Source organism: Caballeronia sp. Sq4a, assembly GCF_023170545.1.
Taxonomy (GTDB): domain Bacteria; phylum Pseudomonadota; class Gammaproteobacteria; order Burkholderiales; family Burkholderiaceae; genus Caballeronia.
In genome coordinates, this window is record NZ_CP084250.1 from 2,830,516 (window position 1) to 2,848,208 (window position 17,693).

A 17,693-nucleotide genomic window follows, 5' to 3' on the forward strand; every position below is an offset into this window, starting at 1 on the left:
GATGCGCGATGCGTTTCACACGCCGAGCAGTTCGTGCAGCACCGGCATCTTCGCTTCGAGTTCCCCCGCGCCGAAATGCTCGACGATGTTCCCGTGTTCCATCACATAGAAGCGGTCCGCGAGCGGCGCCGCGAACCGGAAGTTCTGCTCGACCATCACGACCGTGTAGCCGCGCGACTTGAGCATCAGGATCATGCGCGCGAGTGTCTGGACGATGACGGGCGCGAGGCCTTCGGAGATTTCATCGAGAAGCAGAAGGTTCGCGCCCGTGCGCAGGATTCGCGCGACGGCGAGCATCTGTTGTTCGCCGCCCGACAGACGCGTGCCCTGGCTCGCGCGCCGCTCGTTCAGGTTCGGGAACATGGAATAGAGCTCATCGAGCGACATCGCCTGCTTCGGATCGCCAATGAGCGGCGGCAGAAGCAGGTTCTCCTCGCACGACAGGCTCGAAAAGATGCCGCGCTCCTCCGGACAATAGCCGACCCCGTAATGCGCGATCTTGTGCGTGGGCAGCCCGATGGTCTCGCGTCCGCCCACGCGGATGGAGCCCGTGCGCCGCCCGGTCAGACCCATGATGGCGCGAAGCGTCGTCGTGCGTCCTGCGCCGTTGCGGCCGAGCAGCGTGACCACTTCGCCGCGATTCACCTTCAGGTCCACGCCATGCAGAATGTGCGATTCCCCGTACCACGCCTGCAAGCCTTCGATTTCCAGCGCGGGCGCATTCCCCGCCGCGCCGTTCGCCTCGAGCGAGCGGCGTTCTTCCGCGATCGTGCTCATGCGTGCGCTCCGGTGAGCGCCGCGTCGGCGCTGCCCATGTAGGCTTCCATCACGAGCGGATTCTTCGATACTTCCGCGTAGCTGCCTTCTGCGAGCACTTCGCCGCGTTGAAGCACGGTAATGGTGTCGGAGATGCCGGCAATCACGTTCATGTTGTGCTCGACCATGAGAATGGTGCGTCCCGCCGATACCTTCTTGATGAGCGCGGTCACGCGATCCACGTCCTCGTGTCCCATGCCCTGCGTCGGTTCGTCGAGCAGCATGAGTTCGGGTTCCATCGAAAGCGTCGTGGCGATTTCGAGCGCGCGCTTGCGGCCGTACGAAAGCTCGACGGTTTTCACATCCGCGAAATCGGTGAGGCCGACTTGCGTGAGCAGGTCCATCGCGCGATCGTTCAAGGCATCGAGCGAACGTTCGCTGCGCCAGAACTGGAACGACGTGCCGAGCTGACGCTGCAAGCCGATACGCACGTTCTGCAGCACGGTCAGATGCGGAAACACAGCGGAAATCTGAAACGAGCGGATGATGCCGCGCCGCGCGATATGCGCCGGGCGCTCGCGCGTGATGTCGGTGCCGTTGAAGACGATCTGGCCCGCAGTCGGTTCCAGAAATTTGGTGAGCAGATTGAAGCAAGTGGTCTTGCCCGCGCCGTTCGGTCCGATCAGCGCGTGGATCGAGCCGCGGCGCACGCGCAGGTTCACGTCATTCACGGCCGTGAAGCCTTTGAATTCTTTCGTGAGCCCTCGCGTTTCCAGAATGGTGTCGCCGAGAATCATGTCCCCTTCCATGCGAAGTGAGGCGCTGAACGATGTGTTCGCCTGCGCTTTATTTTTCTGTCGCGCGCACCGGACGGTGTCTCCGTCACGATGCCGCTTCGCTTCGTAGCCGGTTGCGCACCGCAGGAAAGCAGGCGCGACAAACAGCGAGCATCACGTGATCCGGGGCCATTGTCGCGCCAATGATGCAGCGCAATCATTGGGATTTGCACTAAGGGATTTGCACTGACTCATGCAAGCCTCGAAGGGCCGTCGCTGCACGCGTCCAAGGCATGATGCGTGCTCTGCGACGGCCTGCAGCTACGCAAGCGCCGCCGCGATGACTTCTTGCGACCGCACCGCCCGCCGGTCTTCGCGAATCATGTCGCTCGCGCGTTCGGCGATCATCAACGTCGGCGAATTGGTGTTGCCCGAAGTGATGACCGGCATCACCGATGCATCCACTACGCGCAAACCCTGCACGCCGAGCACGCGCAAGCGGCTGTCGACGACCGCGCCCGGATCGTTGTCGATGCCCATGCGGCATGTGCCGACCGGATGAAAGATCGTCGTGCCGATACCGCCCGCCGCCTTCGCGAGCTCTTCTTCTGTTTGATACTGCACGCCCGGCAGAATCTCTTGCGGCGCATAGCGCGCCAATGCCGGCGCGCTCACGATGCGCCGCGTGAGACGCAGCGAGTTCGCGGCCACTTCGCGGTCGCGGTCGGTCGAGAGATAGTTCGGCGCGATCAGCGGCGGCGTATGCGCATCCGGCGACGTGATATGGATGCTTCCGCGCGATGTCGGCCGCAGATTGCAAACCGACGCCGTAAAAGCATTGAACGCATGCAGCGGCTCGCCGAAGCGTTCGAGCGACAACGGCTGCACGTGATACTGAACATCGGGCCGCTTGATCGACGCATCGTAGGGATTGGACTTGGCGAACACGCCGAGTTGCGAAGGCGCCATCGACATGGGACCGCTGCGCATGAACGCGTACTGCATGCCGATCAAAAGCTTGCCCCACCAGCGCGCCGAAAGCGTGTTGAGCGTGCGCACGCCGTTGACCCTGTACGCCATGCGCAACTGCAAGTGATCCTGCAGATTCTCGCCGACGCCGCGCAAATCGCGCACCACGTCGATGCCGAGCCGCTGCAAGCGCGCGCCATTGCCGATGCCCGAAAGTTCGAGTATCTGCGGCGAGTTCACCGCGCCCGCGCTCAATATCACTTCACGATGCGCCTTCGCGATGTACTCGACATCGCCGCCGCGATATTCCACGCCCACGCAACGCGTGCCTTCGAACACGAGCCGTTGCGTGTGCGCGCCGGTGATCGTCGTCAGGTTCGGGCGCTTCATCGCTTCGCGCAGAAACGCCTTCGCCGCATTCCAGCGAATGCCGCCGCGCTGGTTCACATCGAAATAACCGACGCCTGTGTTGTCGCCGCGATTGAAGTCGTCGGTGGCGGGAATGCCGCTTTGCTGCGCGGCTTGCGCGAACGTCTCCAGGATTTTCCACTTGAGCCGCTGCTTCTCGACGCGCCATTCGCCGCCCACGCCGTGCCATGGATTGGCCCCGCCGTGGTGATCCTCGCTGCGCATGAAAACGGGCAGCACCGAGTCCCACGACCAGTTGGAATCGCCCGTGATGTGCGCCCACTCGTCGTAGTCTTCGCGCTGGCCGCGCATGTAGATCATGCCGTTGATCGACGAGCATCCGCCGAGCACGCGCCCGCGCGGATACGAGAGCGCGCGTCCGTTGAGGCCGGGTTCGGCTTGCGTCTTGTACAGCCAGTCCGTGCGCGGATTGCCGATGCAGTACAAGTAGCCGACCGGAATGTGGATCCAGTGATAGTCGTCCTTGCCGCCCGCTTCGAGCAGCAGCACGGTAACGTCGGGGTCTTCGGTGAGGCGATTGGCGAGCACGCATCCGGCCGTGCCCGCGCCGACGATGATGTAGTCGAATTCGCCTTCGAGCTTGCGGGCGTTCTGTTTCATGACTTGTCTCCTGTTCGGCGTGGGCGTCTGTGTGTCTCTTTTGTCTGCGCCCTTTCCGATGTGTCGACACATCGGTGCCGTCAAGCGTACTGCGGTCGCCGCCCGCCAATCCAATGAGATATGTTCAAGAGCGATATAAGACGCGCTAATATCAGCCGATGGACTACACCCTGCTCCGCGCTTTTCTGACCGTGGCGCGTGAAGGCAACCTCACGCGCGCCGCGGCGCAACTGCATCTCACGCAGCCGGCGGTCAGCCTGCAGATCAAGAACTTGCAGGAGACGCTGGGCGTGGTGCTGTTCGCGCGGACGTCGCATGGTCTCTTGTTGACGCGCGATGGCGAAGCCCTGCTGCCGCACGCCGAACGCGCGCTCGCGGCCGCCGCCGACGTACAGCGCGCGGCCGCTGCGCTGCGGCATGACGTCAGCGGAACCCTGCGCATCGGGACTATTCTCGATCCCGAGTTCTTGCGGCTCGGCGGCTTTTTGCGGCAACTGGTCGAAGCGCATCCGCGCATCGAAACGGCGCTGCGTCACGGCATGTCGGGCTGGGTGCTCGAACGCGTGCGCTCGCGCGAGCTGGACGTCGGCTATTACATCGGCGATCCGGCAAAAGACGGTTCGCGCGACGGCGAGCGTTTTCATGTCGTCCGGCTCACGCCGTTCTCGTATCGCGTGCTGGCGCCGGCCGGCTGGCACAACCGCGTGAACAAGGGCAAGCGCGCGTGGGCGACGCTCGCCAAGCTGCCGTGGATCTGGACGCCGCCGGAATCCGCGCATAACCGGCTGCTGTCGCGCGTGTTCCGCGAGGCGGGCGCGACGCCGGTGATCGTCGCGGAGGTCGATCAGGAGCCGTCGATGCTCGATCTCGTGAAATCGGGCGTGGGATTGTCGCTCGCGCGGGATTCGATCGCGCTGGCGGAGGCGCATGCGCACGCGCTCACGATCGTCGAAGGCGTCACCGTGCCGACACAGCTATCGTTCGTCGCGCTCGCCGAGCGTCGCGAGGAACCGGCCATCGCGGCGGCGCTGCGCCTGATCGATGCCCAGTGGTCCGTGTAACCCAGGCTTCACGGATTCTTTGCTAGTCTCGCTGCTGCGCCCTCACCCGAAGGACAACCGGAGACCTCGTTTATGGCACGCAACATCGAAATCAAGGCACGCGCGCATCAATTCGACCAACTGCGGTAACGCGCTGCCGCGCTCGCCACGGATGCGCCGCTCGTGTTCCGGCAACAGGACTTTTTTTACGACGTGCCGACCGGCCGCCTGAAGCTGCGCCAGTTCGACGACGGCACGCCGTCCGAACTCATCTTCTATCAGCGCGACGACCGCGACGGCCCCAAAGTCTCGTACTACTCGCGCAGCCCCGTGACGAATCCCGAAGCCATGCACGCGCTGCTCGCGCAGGCGCTCACCACGCGCGGCATCGTTTCGAAAGAGCGGCATGTGTTTCTCGTCGGGCGCACGCGCATTCATCTGGATCGCGTGGACGGCCTCGGCGATTTCGTCGAACTGGAAGTGCTGCTCGGCCAGGACGACGACGAAGCCGGCGGCGAAGCGGAAGCACACGCCATGTTCGAGCGCCTCGGCGTGGGCGCGGCGGATCTCGTGCCGGTCGCGTATGTCGATCTGCTGAACGCCGGTCAGGACGCGTCCGCCGCGAGGTGAGCGAGCGGCAGCGGGCCGTTGCGCTTGAACGTCGTGAGCACGATGTTCGAGCGCACGCTGTCGACGCCCGGCACGCGCATCAGCTTCTTCATGACGAAGCCGGAAAGCGCGTTCAGATCCGGCGCGACGATGCGCAACAGATAATCCGCATCGCCGACCGTCGCGTGGCATTCGAGCACTTCGGGCAGCGTGTCGATTTCCTGCTGGAACTGCTCGATCACCGAATCGCTGTGATGCTTCAGCTTCAGGCTGGTGAACGCGGTCACGCCGAGGCCGAGCTTCTCGGGCCGCAACATCACGCGGTAGCCTTCGATCACGCCGATGGCTTCTAGCCGCTGCAAGCGCCGTCCGATCTGCGACGGCGACAGCGGCACCTGCTCGCCGAGCTGCTGATGCGTCGCGCGCCCGAAGCGTTGCAGGACGTCCAGCAGGGCGAGGTCGAAATGGTCCAGTTCCAGCATGGCGGGCGCGCGCGAAGACGGGAGAAGATGCGACTTTAGCGCATCGGCCGTGGGAAACCGCCATAACCACGCGGGAAGCGCGCCCGTCGCGCACGACCTGAATATCGGCTTACGGTAGCCAACAAGGTAACGAGCGTATTACCAACCATGACATTGCCGAAAGGCATCCAATGCCGTCCGCGCCCCGTGTCACGCGCTATGCAAGGCAAAAAAAGAAAGACCGTAAGCCGCTGCGGAGCCTATCTTTCATTCATGTAGGCGAATTTTCAAGTAGGCGTAAACTTGTTCAACTCCGCGGCCCACGGGCGTTCCACCGTCAACGAGGCTCGCGATATTGAAGCTGTACAATCAGCAGCGCACCACGGACAGCGCAGTGCCGCTGAGAGACGGCAAGCGGCCGCATCCACGAAGATTCGGCTCGACGGTGCGCCGAGTGGCAGACAGCCACGTCCAGGGACAGGCATTCGGTGTAAAGCCGCTCGCGCGAACGAGGCGTCGGCGGCGCCGCATAAGAGGTAACGGTTTTGATCCGGCTCGAACCTGCGCCGCCGCGTCGTCAATCACCGGCCTGGGCGCCCGGCTCGAGCGCAACCCAATTGTACTGAGCGACTTCATGCGAATCCTTCTGATTGAAGACGACCGCCCTATTGCGCGCGGCATTCAAAGCAGCCTGGAGCAATCCGGCTTCACCGTCGACATGGTTCACGACGGCATCTTTGCCGAGCAGGCGCTCGCGCAAAACCGCCACGAGCTCGTCATTCTCGATCTGGGCCTGCCCGGCATCGACGGCATGACGCTGCTCTCGCGCTTTCGGCAGGGCAACCGGCACACGCCGGTCATCATCCTCACCGCACGCGACGAACTGCACGACCGCGTGCAGGGGCTGAACAGCGGCGCCGACGACTACATGCTCAAGCCGTTCGAGCCGCAGGAACTCGAAGCCCGCATTCGCGCAGTGATGCGCCGCAGCGGACCGCACGGCGACGTGCCGCGCCCCGAAGTGACGCTCGGCGGCTTGCGGCTTTCGGGCGTGGATCGCCGCATCTTCAACGACGAGCGCCCGCTCGAACTCTCGCCGCGCGAATTCGCGGTGCTCGAAATGTTGCTGCTGCGTCATGGCCGCGTGGTCAGCAAAGCGCAGTTGCAGGATCATCTGACGCACTTCGGCGGCGATCTCGGCGACACCGCGATCGAAGTCTATGTGCATCGCGTACGCAAGAAGCTCGAGAACACGCGCGTGGAAATCGTCACGGTGCGCGGTTTCGGCTATCTGCTTCAGGAGATCCGGCAGGCGGCGTGAGGAACCGGCCGCTTCTGCCCTAGAACGCTTTGCGACTTCCTACCCGGCGCGCGGGCGATCAGCGTTTCGCCCGCGAAGACTGGCTCGATCTGGCGCGATCGAAGCCCGCTCACCCTGCCGCGCCTCCGAGCCTGCGGCGCACGCTGCTGCGCCGCCTCGCCGCGCCGCTGTCCCTGCTCGCGCTGATGAGCGGGCTCATGGCGTACTGGCTCGCGTGGCAGTACACGCAGCATGTGGTGGACCGCTCGCTCGCGGATCTCGCCACGGCCATCTCCAAGCAGATCCAGCTTGCCGGCGTCGATGCGCCCGTCACCGTGCCGCCGCTCGCGCAGGCAATGTTCTCCGATCCCATCGAGCAGCTCGTCTATCGCATCAGCACGGGCGATCAGGAAATCGCCGGCGATTCCGACTTGCCGCTCACGGGCACTTCCGTGCGGCGCATTCACTACGCCTACGTCTTCGAGACGCACTATCAGGGCACCAGCGTGCGCGCCGCGCAGGTTCGCGTGCCGCAACCGCGCGGCAATCCGATCGTCGTCGAAGTGGCGCAGCGCGTGGGGTCGCGGTATCGCATCGCGGTTGAGTTTCTCGTCGCGATCATGATGCCGCTGCTGTTGTTGCTGCTCGCCGGCTGGGTGATCGTGTGGCGCGTCGTGAACCAGCAGCTGAACCCGCTCACCGATCTGGCCGACGCGCTCAATCGCCAGACGCACATCTCGCTTGAACCGGTCGACGAATCGCACGTGCCGAGCGAAGTCCGTCCGCTCACGAGCGCCATGAACGCGCTGCTCGTGCGTTTGCAGGCGGCGCTGGATGCGCAGCGCAAGTTCATCGCGGATGCCGCGCATCAGTTGCGCACGCCGCTGACGGCCGTGAAGCTGCACGCAGAGCAGGCGCTCAGTTCACGCGATCCCGCGAAGGCAGTCGAAGCGGTGAAGGAACTTCGCGCGTCGGCGGACCGTGCCGTGCGGCTGTCGAATCAGTTGTTGTCGCTGGCACGCGCCGAACCGGGCGAACAGGCGGCGCGCTTCGCAGATTTCGATCTCGCCGCGCTGGCGTTCGAAACCGGCGCGGAATGGGTGCCGCGGGCGCTTTCAGCCGGCGTCGATCTCGGCTTTCAACGCACGGATGATCCCGAGAACGAACATCCGATCGTCGTGCGCGGCAATGTCGTGCTGGCGCGGGAAGTGATCGCCAATTTGATCGACAACGCGCTCAAGTACGTGCCGCCTTCACGCTATGACGGCGCGCGCATCACGCTGACGGTCGGCGAATGGCGCGACGCGACCGGCGCGCGCTTCGGCGAAGTGGTGATCGAGGACAACGGTCCGGGCGTGCCGGGCGACCAGCAGCCGGATCTCTTCAAGCGATTTTTCCGTGGCGACGGACAAAGCGTGGAAGGCGGCGCGGGCCTCGGGCTTGCCATCGTGCACGACATCGTCGCGCTGCACGGCGGCAGCGTGCATTACGAGGATGCGCCGGAAGGCGGCGCGCGGTTCATCGTGCGTCTGCCGGTCAAAGCGCATGCTTCGGCGACGGATTCCACGCGGCACTAGGCGGCGCGGTCCGCTTACTTCTTTTCTTTCTTCGACTTCTTTTCCGGCTTCAGCGCGAGCATCGTTCCACGACACTTCTTCGCGCCGCAGCGGCACTCGTATTCCTTCTTGAGCTTCTTGGTGATGCGCCCTTCGATCACGAGCCCGTAGTCGTAATTGAGCTCTTCATCCGGCTCGATATCGCGCAGCGCGCGAATGAACACACGCCCTTCGATCTCTTCGGCCTCGCAATTCGGCGCGCAGGAATGGTTGATGTACTTGGCGCTGTTGCCGTCGATCTTGCCGTCTATCACGCGCCCGTCTTCCAGCGCGAAGTAGAACGTGTGGTTCGGCTCGTCCGGGTTATGCGGATGCCGGCGCAGCGCCTCTTTCCACGAAATGCGCTCGCCCTTGTACTCCATCACCTCTTCGCCGGCCGCGATGGGCTTCGCGGCGAACACGCCCTTGCCATGCACGCCCGAGCGGCGAACGGTGATCCTCCGTGAACTCATCGAATGGTCCTTCAATATCGAATCTATGTGGGGCGCTTTGGCCTGTGGCAATAAAAAAACGCGGTGGCCTCGAAGGCGCCGCGTTCGACCGTCAGCACGGTATCGTACACTCCCGCGCGCTTCGATCTCAACCGCTTGGCATCAACGCTGTCCGAACGAGATGTCGCCGAACAGATGCTTCTGCTCGCGCGGCTGCGAGCGCCAGTACTGCGGCGGCGCGCTGACGGTCGCGCCTAGTTCGGCCGCCGCGTGCCACGGCCAACGCGGATCGTAGAGCATGGCGCGCGCCATCGCGACGAAATCGGCCTGCCCGCTCGCGACGATCTCTTCCGCGTGCTTCGCATCCGTGATGAGACCGACGGCGATGGTATTCACGCCGGTCGCTTCCTTCACGGCCTTGGCGAACGGAACCTGATAGCCCGGCTCGAGCGGAATCTTCTGTTGCGGCGATACGCCGCCCGAGGAGACGTCGATCCAGTCGACACCGCGCTCTTTCAGTTGCGCGGCAAACGCGATGGTGTCTTCGATATCCCATCCGCCTTCGACCCAATCCGTCGCCGAGACGCGCACGCCGACCGGCTTGTCGGCGGGAAACGCGGCGCGCACGGCATCGAAGATTTCGAGCGGATAGCGCATGCGGTTCTCGCGCGAGCCGCCGTACTCGTCCGTGCGCTGATTGGCGAGCGGGGACAGGAACTGGTGCAGCAGATAGCCGTGCGCCGCGTGAACTTCGAGCGCGTCGATGCCGAGCCGTGCCGCACGCCGCGCCGACGCGGCAAACGCTTCCTTCACGCGCAGCAAGCCGGCGGTGTCCAGCGCGAGCGGCGGTGTTTCGCCCGGCTTGTGAGCAATGGCGGACGGCGCATGCGTCATCCAGCCGCCATCCGCGACGGAAACGAGTTGGCCGCCTTCCCACGGCTTCTGGCTCGATGCCTTGCGGCCTGCGTGCGCGAGCTGCATCGTCACCGCGATCTTCGAATGCTGGCGAATGGCGGCGAGCACGGGACGCAATGCCGCTTCGGTCGCGTCGTCCCAGAGGCCGAGATCGCCCGGCGTGATGCGTCCGTCGGGCTCCACGGCCGTCGCCTCGATGCACAGCATGCCCGCGCCGGAGAGCGCCAGATGGCCGAGATGGATCATGTGCCACGCCGTGGCTTCGCCGCGCTCGGCGGAGTACTGGCACATCGGCGAAACGACAATGCGATTCGGCAACTGCAGACTGCGCAGCGTGGCCGGAGTGAACAGCGCGCTCATGTGTGAAGCCCGTCGCGAAGAAAGAAGCGAACGAGAATAGCACCTGCGTTTTGTTCGTGCAGCGCCGGGCTCAGTCTCGATGCGCGTCGACCGGAAAGCGGTCGAGCCATTCGCCGAACATCGCGCGGGCGGCGCGTTCCAGCGCGGGACCGTGCTGCGCGGTGGCTTCGCGCAAGGCGCCGGCGGTCGTGCCGCTGCGGGCGAGATCGCCCGGATAGGTGACGAGCCAGTTCTCAAAGCGGTCCGCGAGCACTTCGGCGTGACATTGGAGCGCGAGCACATGGTCGCCCCAGGAGAACGCCTGATGCGCGCATCGCTCGGTGGACGCGAGCAGCGTCGCGCCGTCGGGAAGATCGAATGTATCGCCGTGCCAGTGGAATACGGGCACCGCGTGACCGTCCGCTTCGAGATGACGCAACGGCGAAGCGCGCCCGGCGTCGGTCAGCGTGAGCGGCGACCAGCCGAGTTCGAGATCATTCGATGAATAGACGCGCGCGCCGAGCGCCCGCGCGATCAGTTGCGAGCCGAGACAGATGCCGATGGTGGGAAGCCCCGCGGCGATGCGCTTTTCGAGCATCGACAAAAGCGGAGCGAGATGCGGATACTGCGCGTCTTCATACGCGCCGATAGGCCCGCCGAGCACGACGAGCAACGAAGGATCGAGCGGATTCGGCGCGCCGATGCGCCCGCGCCCGACATCGAGATAGCGCACGAGGTGGCCACGGTCGCCGACGACGAGTTCCAGACTGCCGAGGTCTTCGAAATGAACGTGGCGAATGGCCAGGACTTCAGGTTTCATCGGCGGCTTTCCGTGGATCGGCGTGCGTGGCTCGGAACGTCTCTACATGACGAGCCGCGCCTCGCGGCGAGGCGCGACGGGCACAGTCTAACCGACTGGCCGCTGCCTCACAGCGTGGAATGCCGCAAATGCCGCTGCGCCCGAACTCAGGCGATCTGCGCGAAGACCTTCCAGCTCTTCTTCTGCGTGTTGAGATCGCCTTCTTCGTATACCGAACAGTCGAGACGAAGATCGGTGTCCGCCATGTCGATCTGCAAGAGCGCGCAATGGTGCGGCACCTTCTTCGGGTTCTTGCTGACCTCGAAGTGCGTGCACGAGAGACACATGCGATGCGCCGGAATGTGCTGCTGGGCTTCCAGTTGGCGAATGGTCTTGAGCAGCGTGCGATAGAACGTCGCCTGCTCGTCTTCGCGCAGCGTGCCGACTGCCTTCGACAGGAAGTCGGGCCATTGCAGCGCCTTCTTCGCCGCCGTGCGTCCGCGCGACGTCAGGCGCACCGCCAGCGCGCGGCCGTCGTCCAGCGCGCGGCGCTTTTCGACGAGCCCCTTGCCTTCGAGCGTGCTCACGGCATCGCTCGTGGTCGCGGCCGTCAACGCCGTCTCGCGTGCGATTTCGCCGAGGCGCATGGGCCCCTTGCGCTGCATCAGCAACACGAGAATTTCACCCTGGGTAGGCGTCAGCCCCGCACCTTCCGCCCATTCCCATGCCTGGCTGCGCATCGCCGTGCTCAGCCGCAGCAGGCCGTGGGTCACCCGCCCCGTCGCCTGCTCTCCGTAAACGCCTTCACTCATAATGTTTCGCTTGTTTTCCGCTTTATGGGTTTCGACAGCCCGTTCGCTGATAAGCGAACACCTCGCCCCGAAAGCTGCCCCGATTCAGGTTGCCCCGTTTCTCGGGATGACTCCCGGTTTGTGGTCCCCGCCGTCTCAAAATTCAGGCGTACCAAGCCAATTCGGTTTGCCTGAATGGGGACATTGCACCCTCTTCGTTTTGCGCCTTCTTGTATGGTGCCGTGGCGCTGCTTTCTCGCCGACTATACCCCGCCATCAGCGAAGTCGCCATTCTAAGCGACTGAGACCAAACGTACACCTTAATTATCCACGCAAAACTGTGGATAACCCGTGGAAAAGCGCGGTATTTCGTTGAGACTGCGCTCTGGACCACCAACCGACTGCCGCTCGAGCCGAAAGGACTGCCGTTCATTGCCAATTACCGTCATGGTGCCTGCTTTTTTGCCAACGGCTACATGCCCCGTAACGCTCCGTAACGTTTCTTACCGCTAGAGGATTCCTGTGTTGTCCGCACTAACTTCGCGTTCACCGACAGCCTTCCTGATGTATACGGACGCTACACGAAAACCTTGAGGAAAGTGCTTTGGTTACGCTCAAACGTTAGCGCGCGCATTTTATTCTCACTGCGGCATGCACGCATTCCCTACACACGGAAAACAATAAAGCCGCTTAGGAGATGTTCCAAGCGGCCTATGTGGGCGAACCGTCAATACGTCACGATGCTCGAAAAGTCTTAAGCGTGCCTTAAGGATTTCGAATCACGCCACTTACGCGCTTTATTACGCGCGCCATTGGAGACATTGCTGTCTCACGGCTTCGTGCAACGACTTTTCCTTGTCGAACACGCCGCGCAGCCACGTCGCATCGTTGACGCCGCCGCGCGCGATGTCGGCGATCTGCGCGAGCGCGGCCTGCGATCCGAGCGCTTCGGCATGCGGCGCGAGCACGTCGAGCGTCGCCAGAATGTCTTCGGCGACCGTGCGCCGCTCGCCCGTCTGCGGATGGACGCATGTGCCTTCCATCCCGAAGCGGCATGCCTCGAAGCGGTTGAACGTGTAGACGAGGTAGTCGTCTTCCTGCGGCATGAGCGGCTTGTCGAGCAGCAGATAGCGGGAGAGCGTCTGGATATAACACGCGATGGCCGCCGCGCGATCGACCGAAAGCGGCGTATCCATCACGCGGACCTCGATGGTGCCGAAGCCGGGCTTCGGGCGAATGTCCCAGTAGAAGTCTTTCATGCTGTTCACCACGCCCGTATGGACCATCTTCGAGAAGTATTCCTCGAAGCTGTCCCACGTCAGCACGAACGGCGCGCGGCCGGACAGCGGAAACGCGAACACCGAATTGAGCCGCGCTGAGTGAAAGCCCGTGTCGACGCCCTGGATATACGGCGACGAAGCCGAGAGCGCGATGAAGTGCGGAATGTAGCGCGACATCGAATGCAGCAGGAAAAGCGCGCTGTTCGGGTCGGGGCAGCCGATATGCACGTGCTGACCGAACACCGTGAACTGCTTGGCGAGATAGCCGTACAGCTCGGAGATGTACTGAAAGCGCGGCGCGTCGTAGATCTGGCGGTCGCTCCATTGCTGGAACGCATGCGTGCCGCCGCCGGCCAGCCCGACGTTCAGCTGGTCCGCCGCCGCCACGAGCGTATCGCGGATCTTGCGCAAGTCCGTCACGGCTTGTTCGTGCGTCGTGCAGATGCCGGTCGACAGCTCGATCATGCTTTCGGTGATCTCGGGCGTGATGTTGCCCGGAATCTTCTCGTCCTTGATGAGACGCATGAGGTCGGACGCGGCCTTGGTCAGATCGTAGTCGTGCGTATTCACGACCTGGATTTCTAGCTCGACGCCGAACGTGAACGGTTCCGAGTTGATGAAGGGTTCTAGTGCCATGACGCCTCTTGTTGAATCAATGCTTTGCCGGCCGGGCGATGCTTAAACGCGCTCACTCGCGCCGCTCGCCCACCGCCGACAAACTACGGTACACCACGAACGGCGTCGCGATCTGCAGAAGCACGATCGAGCACATCACGATGGCGCGCAGCGTCGGATCGTAATCGGGATACAGCACATACATATCGTCGACGAGCAGATATGCGAGCGCCGACATCGGCGTCAACGCCACGCCGAGCGCCACGCCCTGCTTCCATTCGAGCCCGCTCGGCTTCGCGAAGATCAGCACGCCGACCAGCTTACCGATGAAGCGCGCGAGCACCAGCCCGAGCGCCGCGACGCCGCCGAGCGCGATATCTCGCCACGCAAACGATGTCAGCGTGAGCGCAAAAAGAATGACGGTGAGCAGCCATCCCGCCGAACCGAAGTGCGATGGCCACAACTGCGGCCGCTCGTCCGCGTTCTTCACGATGATGCCGGCCGCGAGCAACGCGAAGATCGTCGAGAGCTTGAAGAGGTGAGCGATGGCGATGGCGAGCAGCACGAGTCCGAAGAGCGCCACGAAAGAATGCTCATCGTTGGCGTTCAGGCGTCGATAAAGCAGATTGCAGGCGCGCGCCAGCAGAAACGCCAACACGAGCGACCCGATCAGCAGATAAAGCGGCTGAAGGATCGTCGCGAATGCGTTCCCGTAGATCTCCTGATGCAGCACGCCCGCCGCCAGCTTTTCGACGATCACCGCGTACATGCTGTTCAACGCGGTCAGCGTCATCAGGCGCTGCGTCACCTGGCCTTCCGCGCGCAGCTCGGTTTTCAGCTGAATGACCATGGCCGGCGACGTGGACATCGCGATAGCGGCGATCACCACCGACGGCATCGTCGGCACATGGAACAGGATCAGCGCGATCAGCACGAGACCGAACGTGAGCGTCGATTCCGCGATGCTCGACAGAATCAGATACGGATTGCGGCGGATCCAGCGCAGATCGAGCCGGCCGCCCAGTTCGAAAAGCAGCAACCCGAGCGCGACGTCGAGCAGCGGACGCGACAGACCGCCCGCGCTCGCGTCGATCACGCCGAGGCCCGCGTTGCCCGCGATCAGCCCGATTACCGCATAGCCGGTGATGCGCGGCAGACGCCACGCGCGCCATAGCAGTTCTCCGGCGAGCCCCGCGGTGACGAGCGCGAGACCGGCCCAGAGAATGGCGTCGGGTTCGAGCGGCCAGGCGGGCAGAAATGAAAATGCCGAATTCATCGTGTGGGCTTCTCCTTCGTTGCTTCAGGCAGAGGGGCACGTCCGGCCGCGCGGTGGGCGAAAAACGTCAGCGGACGACACGCATGCTCACGACCCGCTCCCGCCACGGGCGTAGTTCATTCAGGCGAAACGAATACGAACGAACACGGCGTCACGGAACCGGCCGTGCAAGGATTAGACGATGCGCCCCGGTCCAGTGCGACGCTTAAAGCGAGACTGGCCGGACGCAGCGAACGGCGTTGCAGCGCGATGATCGGAGTTTCGCGTTGCAAGCGTCGTTCCATTGAGGCGCTCGCCGTCTGGACGGCGCGACGCAGGAAGAAGCGCGATTGTGCCACACAGTCATGTCCCCGGCGAAAACTGCAAGTTTATGATTCTTATGAGGTAAAGCCGACCGCAAACGATCTTATTCGGAAAAGCTGACCGGCAGTTCACGCGTTTCCAGTGCTTCCGATGACGTCGTCTTCAGGTGTTTACAGGTTTACTGTATATAAACGTAGTAGTAGTTAACAAGGCGCCGCAGCCGCTGTGGACAAGTGGCTTTTGTGCTTTCCGATCAAGCACATGTCAACCGAAAAAGCGCGCGGTAAACCCAGTCGTCTCGCGCCGTTAACTCGGAACAACTTTTGGCGGTTAACGGGTGGTCTCCGGCTTGTCCCGTTTACGTGCACAACGCGCCCACAGCTCGTTCTTGCGGATTTCGCCGACTTATCCACAGATTTCCGAGGATAACTAGGCCGGGCCGATTTCTCCGTGACGTAACGCTCGTAAAAAGAATCGCGCGGGATCGACGGCTTCGGCCAGTTCGCGTTCGATCGGCCACGGCTCGCCCTCCGCTTGGGACGCGATCAATTCGGCCGCGAGCGTCGCCCAGACGAGCCCGCGCGAACCGAAGGCGAACGCGCCATACAAGCCCGGCAAGCGCGGCAGGTCGAGCGGCCATGCGCCGGAAAGACGCCGGGCATCGCGGCGGCCGGCGGTTTCGTCGGCGAGCGAGCCGATCATCGGCATGCGATCACTCGTCACGCAGCGAAACGCGACGCGGCCCTGCGCGGCGCGTATATCGTCGATGCCGCCGAGCATGCGTCCGACGCGCTCGACGTTCTCCGCATGCCCGGCTTCGCGCACGTGCGGATCAGTGTCGTCGATGTCGTAGGTGGCGCCGATCAGCGTGCGCCGCGCGCCGAGCGGCACCGCATAGCCGTCGCCGACCACGGGCAGCGTCAGCGCATCGAGCGGGCTCTTCTCGACAATCGAAAGCTGACCGCGCACGCCGCGCGTCGGATCTTCGTGCAGGCTGGCGAGACGCGCCGTGTCGTGCGCATTGGCGAGCACCATAACCGGCGCTTTCGCGATCAGTTCGCCTTGGGCGTCGAAGGCACGCCAGTCGCGGCCGTCGAACGCGATCTGCGTCACGGCCGTATTCATGCGCGTGGTGAGCGCGTCGCCGGCAGCGGCGAGTTGCGCCGCGCAGACCGCGGCGGGCGAAATGGCGCCGCCGCGCGGAAAGAGCCAGCCGCCTCGCGCCACTTCTACGCCTGCCATGCGCGAAGCCTCGTCGCGCGTCAGCGGCGTCACGTAGTCGCGCGGATAGCCGAATCGCGCGATGGCGTCGGCGAGCGCATTCGCGTCTTCTTCCGAATCGGCGATTTGAAGCAGACCCGCGCTGCGCCGGAAGTCGTGGCCTGCGGCTTCGAGCGTCTGCCATCGTTGCAGCGCGCACAGGAAGCCCGCCCGCGTGAGGCGCGCGGCGATGCTGTCGTCGCGCCACACGATCGGGTGAAAGACGCCGGCAGGATTGCCCGACGCGTCCTGCGCGGGCGATGCGTGCCGGTCGATCAGCGTCACGCGCCAGCCGCGCGACGCGAAGCACGACGTCACCGCGCACCCCGCCAGTCCCGCGCCGATGACGATGGCCTCGCGCGCTGTCACGTTCGCGGCCAGCGGCGGCTCATGACGCCGAACGCGCCAGCGCGGCGCGAAATGCGCAGCGATTCGACCGTCGCTTGGACGGCATTCGAAGCCGGAGGTAGCGAGCGCACGCGTCCACGAGTCGCGGCCTGCCTCGGCGACGTCGACGCAGAGCGTCGCGCCATCGCCCGCGAAGCGCGCTAGCGTCTTACTCCACTTGCGCGGATCGTCGTCTTGCGTTGCATCGACATGAAACGCGTCCGCGCGCAGCCAGAGCTTCGACAGCATGTCGTCGCCGACGGCAAGCGTGAGCACGACGCGCCCCGCTTCGAATTCGAGCCGATGCACGCCGGGCACGCGCATCGGCCAGACGCGGGCGAGTTCGGCTAAGAGAGGATCACTGTCGGCGGGCGGCGGCGTATCGAGCGCGCGCAGTGGCGCCACCGCGACCACATGAAGGCGCTCGCAGCGCGCGGCGTCGTCGCGCCAAAGACGCCATAGCGCCAGAAAGAGACTTTGAGTGTCGAAGCGCACGGCGGCATCGACGAAGGTGAACACGCGCTTCGTCTTCCAGCGCGCCGGAAGATCGTGCTGCGCGAGAAGCGGCTCGCTAACGGGCGATGTATCGGTCATGCATCAAGCCTGGGAGGGAAAGCGGGCGTCTGTGAGGCGTCGGATAGTCGGCGAACGCCGCCGCGCGCCGCACTGAAGCACGACCGGTTGCATCCGCGAAAGCCAGTACCGACAAGGCTTACAGCGCGAAACGGCCAAGGAATTGGC

Annotated in this window: 14 protein-coding genes and 1 pseudogene; 4 read left to right on the plus strand and 11 right to left on the minus strand. The window is 64.0% G+C overall.

What is annotated here, in order from left to right:
- Positions 1-15: 15 nt before the first annotated feature.
- From LDZ24_RS13475 to LDZ24_RS13485, 3 genes are all read right to left on the minus strand, one after another.
- Positions 16-777, minus strand: a complete 762-nt coding sequence (locus LDZ24_RS13475; RefSeq protein WP_248320757.1) for an ABC transporter ATP-binding protein — start codon at positions 775-777, stop codon at positions 16-18.
- Positions 774-1,553, minus strand: a complete 780-nt coding sequence (locus LDZ24_RS13480; RefSeq protein WP_175938694.1) for an ABC transporter ATP-binding protein — start codon at positions 1,551-1,553, stop codon at positions 774-776. The genes LDZ24_RS13475 and LDZ24_RS13480 overlap by 4 nt, the downstream gene beginning before the upstream one ends.
- A gap of 300 nt (positions 1,554-1,853) precedes the next feature.
- Complete coding sequence (locus LDZ24_RS13485; protein ID WP_248320758.1) at positions 1,854-3,530, minus strand: GMC family oxidoreductase; 1,677 nt, start codon at positions 3,528-3,530, stop codon at positions 1,854-1,856.
- A 158-nt stretch (positions 3,531-3,688) separates the two neighbouring features.
- Between LDZ24_RS13485 and LDZ24_RS13490 the strand changes: the two genes are divergently transcribed.
- Positions 3,689-4,591, plus strand: coding sequence for a LysR family transcriptional regulator (locus tag LDZ24_RS13490; RefSeq protein WP_248320759.1), 903 nt, complete (start codon positions 3,689-3,691; stop codon positions 4,589-4,591).
- 72 nt (positions 4,592-4,663) lie between these two features.
- Positions 4,664-5,200: pseudogene (locus LDZ24_RS13495) on the plus strand (class IV adenylate cyclase).
- On the opposite strand, the gene LDZ24_RS13500 reads toward LDZ24_RS13495, so the two are convergent.
- Positions 5,176-5,661: an Lrp/AsnC family transcriptional regulator gene (locus tag LDZ24_RS13500; RefSeq protein ID WP_175938702.1), complete on the minus strand. Its 486-nt coding sequence runs from the start codon at positions 5,659-5,661 to the stop codon at positions 5,176-5,178. The pseudogene LDZ24_RS13495 and the gene LDZ24_RS13500 overlap by 25 nt on opposite strands.
- Positions 5,662-6,274: 613 nt before the next feature.
- Between LDZ24_RS13500 and LDZ24_RS13505 the strand changes: the two genes are divergently transcribed.
- Positions 6,275-6,961 (plus strand): response regulator transcription factor, encoded by a 687-nt coding sequence (locus LDZ24_RS13505; protein WP_035962098.1) that lies wholly within the window; start codon positions 6,275-6,277, stop codon positions 6,959-6,961.
- Between the two features lie 29 nt (positions 6,962-6,990).
- Positions 6,991-8,517: a sensor histidine kinase gene (locus LDZ24_RS13510; protein WP_248320760.1), complete on the plus strand. Its 1,527-nt coding sequence runs from the start codon at positions 6,991-6,993 to the stop codon at positions 8,515-8,517.
- Between the two features lie 14 nt (positions 8,518-8,531).
- Here LDZ24_RS13510 and LDZ24_RS13515 read toward each other — a convergent pair whose 3' ends face one another.
- The 7 genes from LDZ24_RS13515 to mnmC all read right to left on the minus strand — a co-directional run bounded on the left by LDZ24_RS13515 (position 8,532) and on the right by mnmC (position 17,546).
- Positions 8,532-9,008, minus strand: a complete 477-nt coding sequence (locus LDZ24_RS13515) for an SET domain-containing protein (protein ID WP_248320761.1) — start codon at positions 9,006-9,008, stop codon at positions 8,532-8,534.
- Between the two features lie 141 nt (positions 9,009-9,149).
- Positions 9,150-10,262: an NADH:flavin oxidoreductase/NADH oxidase gene (locus LDZ24_RS13520; protein WP_206467267.1), complete on the minus strand. Its 1,113-nt coding sequence runs from the start codon at positions 10,260-10,262 to the stop codon at positions 9,150-9,152.
- Between the two features lie 70 nt (positions 10,263-10,332).
- Entirely contained in the window at positions 10,333-11,061 is a 729-nt protein-coding gene (locus tag LDZ24_RS13525; protein WP_248320762.1) for a glutamine amidotransferase, read from the minus strand.
- A gap of 146 nt (positions 11,062-11,207) precedes the next feature.
- Positions 11,208-11,852 carry a MarR family winged helix-turn-helix transcriptional regulator gene (locus LDZ24_RS13530; RefSeq protein WP_175938710.1) on the minus strand — a complete coding sequence of 215 codons (645 nt, stop codon included), beginning with the start codon at positions 11,850-11,852 and terminating at the stop codon, positions 11,208-11,210.
- A gap of 779 nt (positions 11,853-12,631) precedes the next feature.
- A complete protein-coding gene (locus tag LDZ24_RS13535; RefSeq protein ID WP_175938712.1) occupies positions 12,632-13,747 on the minus strand; it encodes a YbdK family carboxylate-amine ligase in 1,116 nt (371 codons plus the stop codon).
- 52 nt (positions 13,748-13,799) lie between these two features.
- Entirely contained in the window at positions 13,800-15,002 is a 1,203-nt protein-coding gene (locus LDZ24_RS13540; protein ID WP_248320763.1) for a cation:proton antiporter, read from the minus strand.
- Between the two features lie 732 nt (positions 15,003-15,734).
- Positions 15,735-17,546, minus strand: coding sequence for a bifunctional tRNA (5-methylaminomethyl-2-thiouridine)(34)-methyltransferase MnmD/FAD-dependent 5-carboxymethylaminomethyl-2-thiouridine(34) oxidoreductase MnmC (gene mnmC, locus LDZ24_RS13545; protein WP_248320764.1), 1,812 nt, complete (start codon positions 17,544-17,546; stop codon positions 15,735-15,737).
- Positions 17,547-17,693 lie beyond the last annotated feature (147 nt).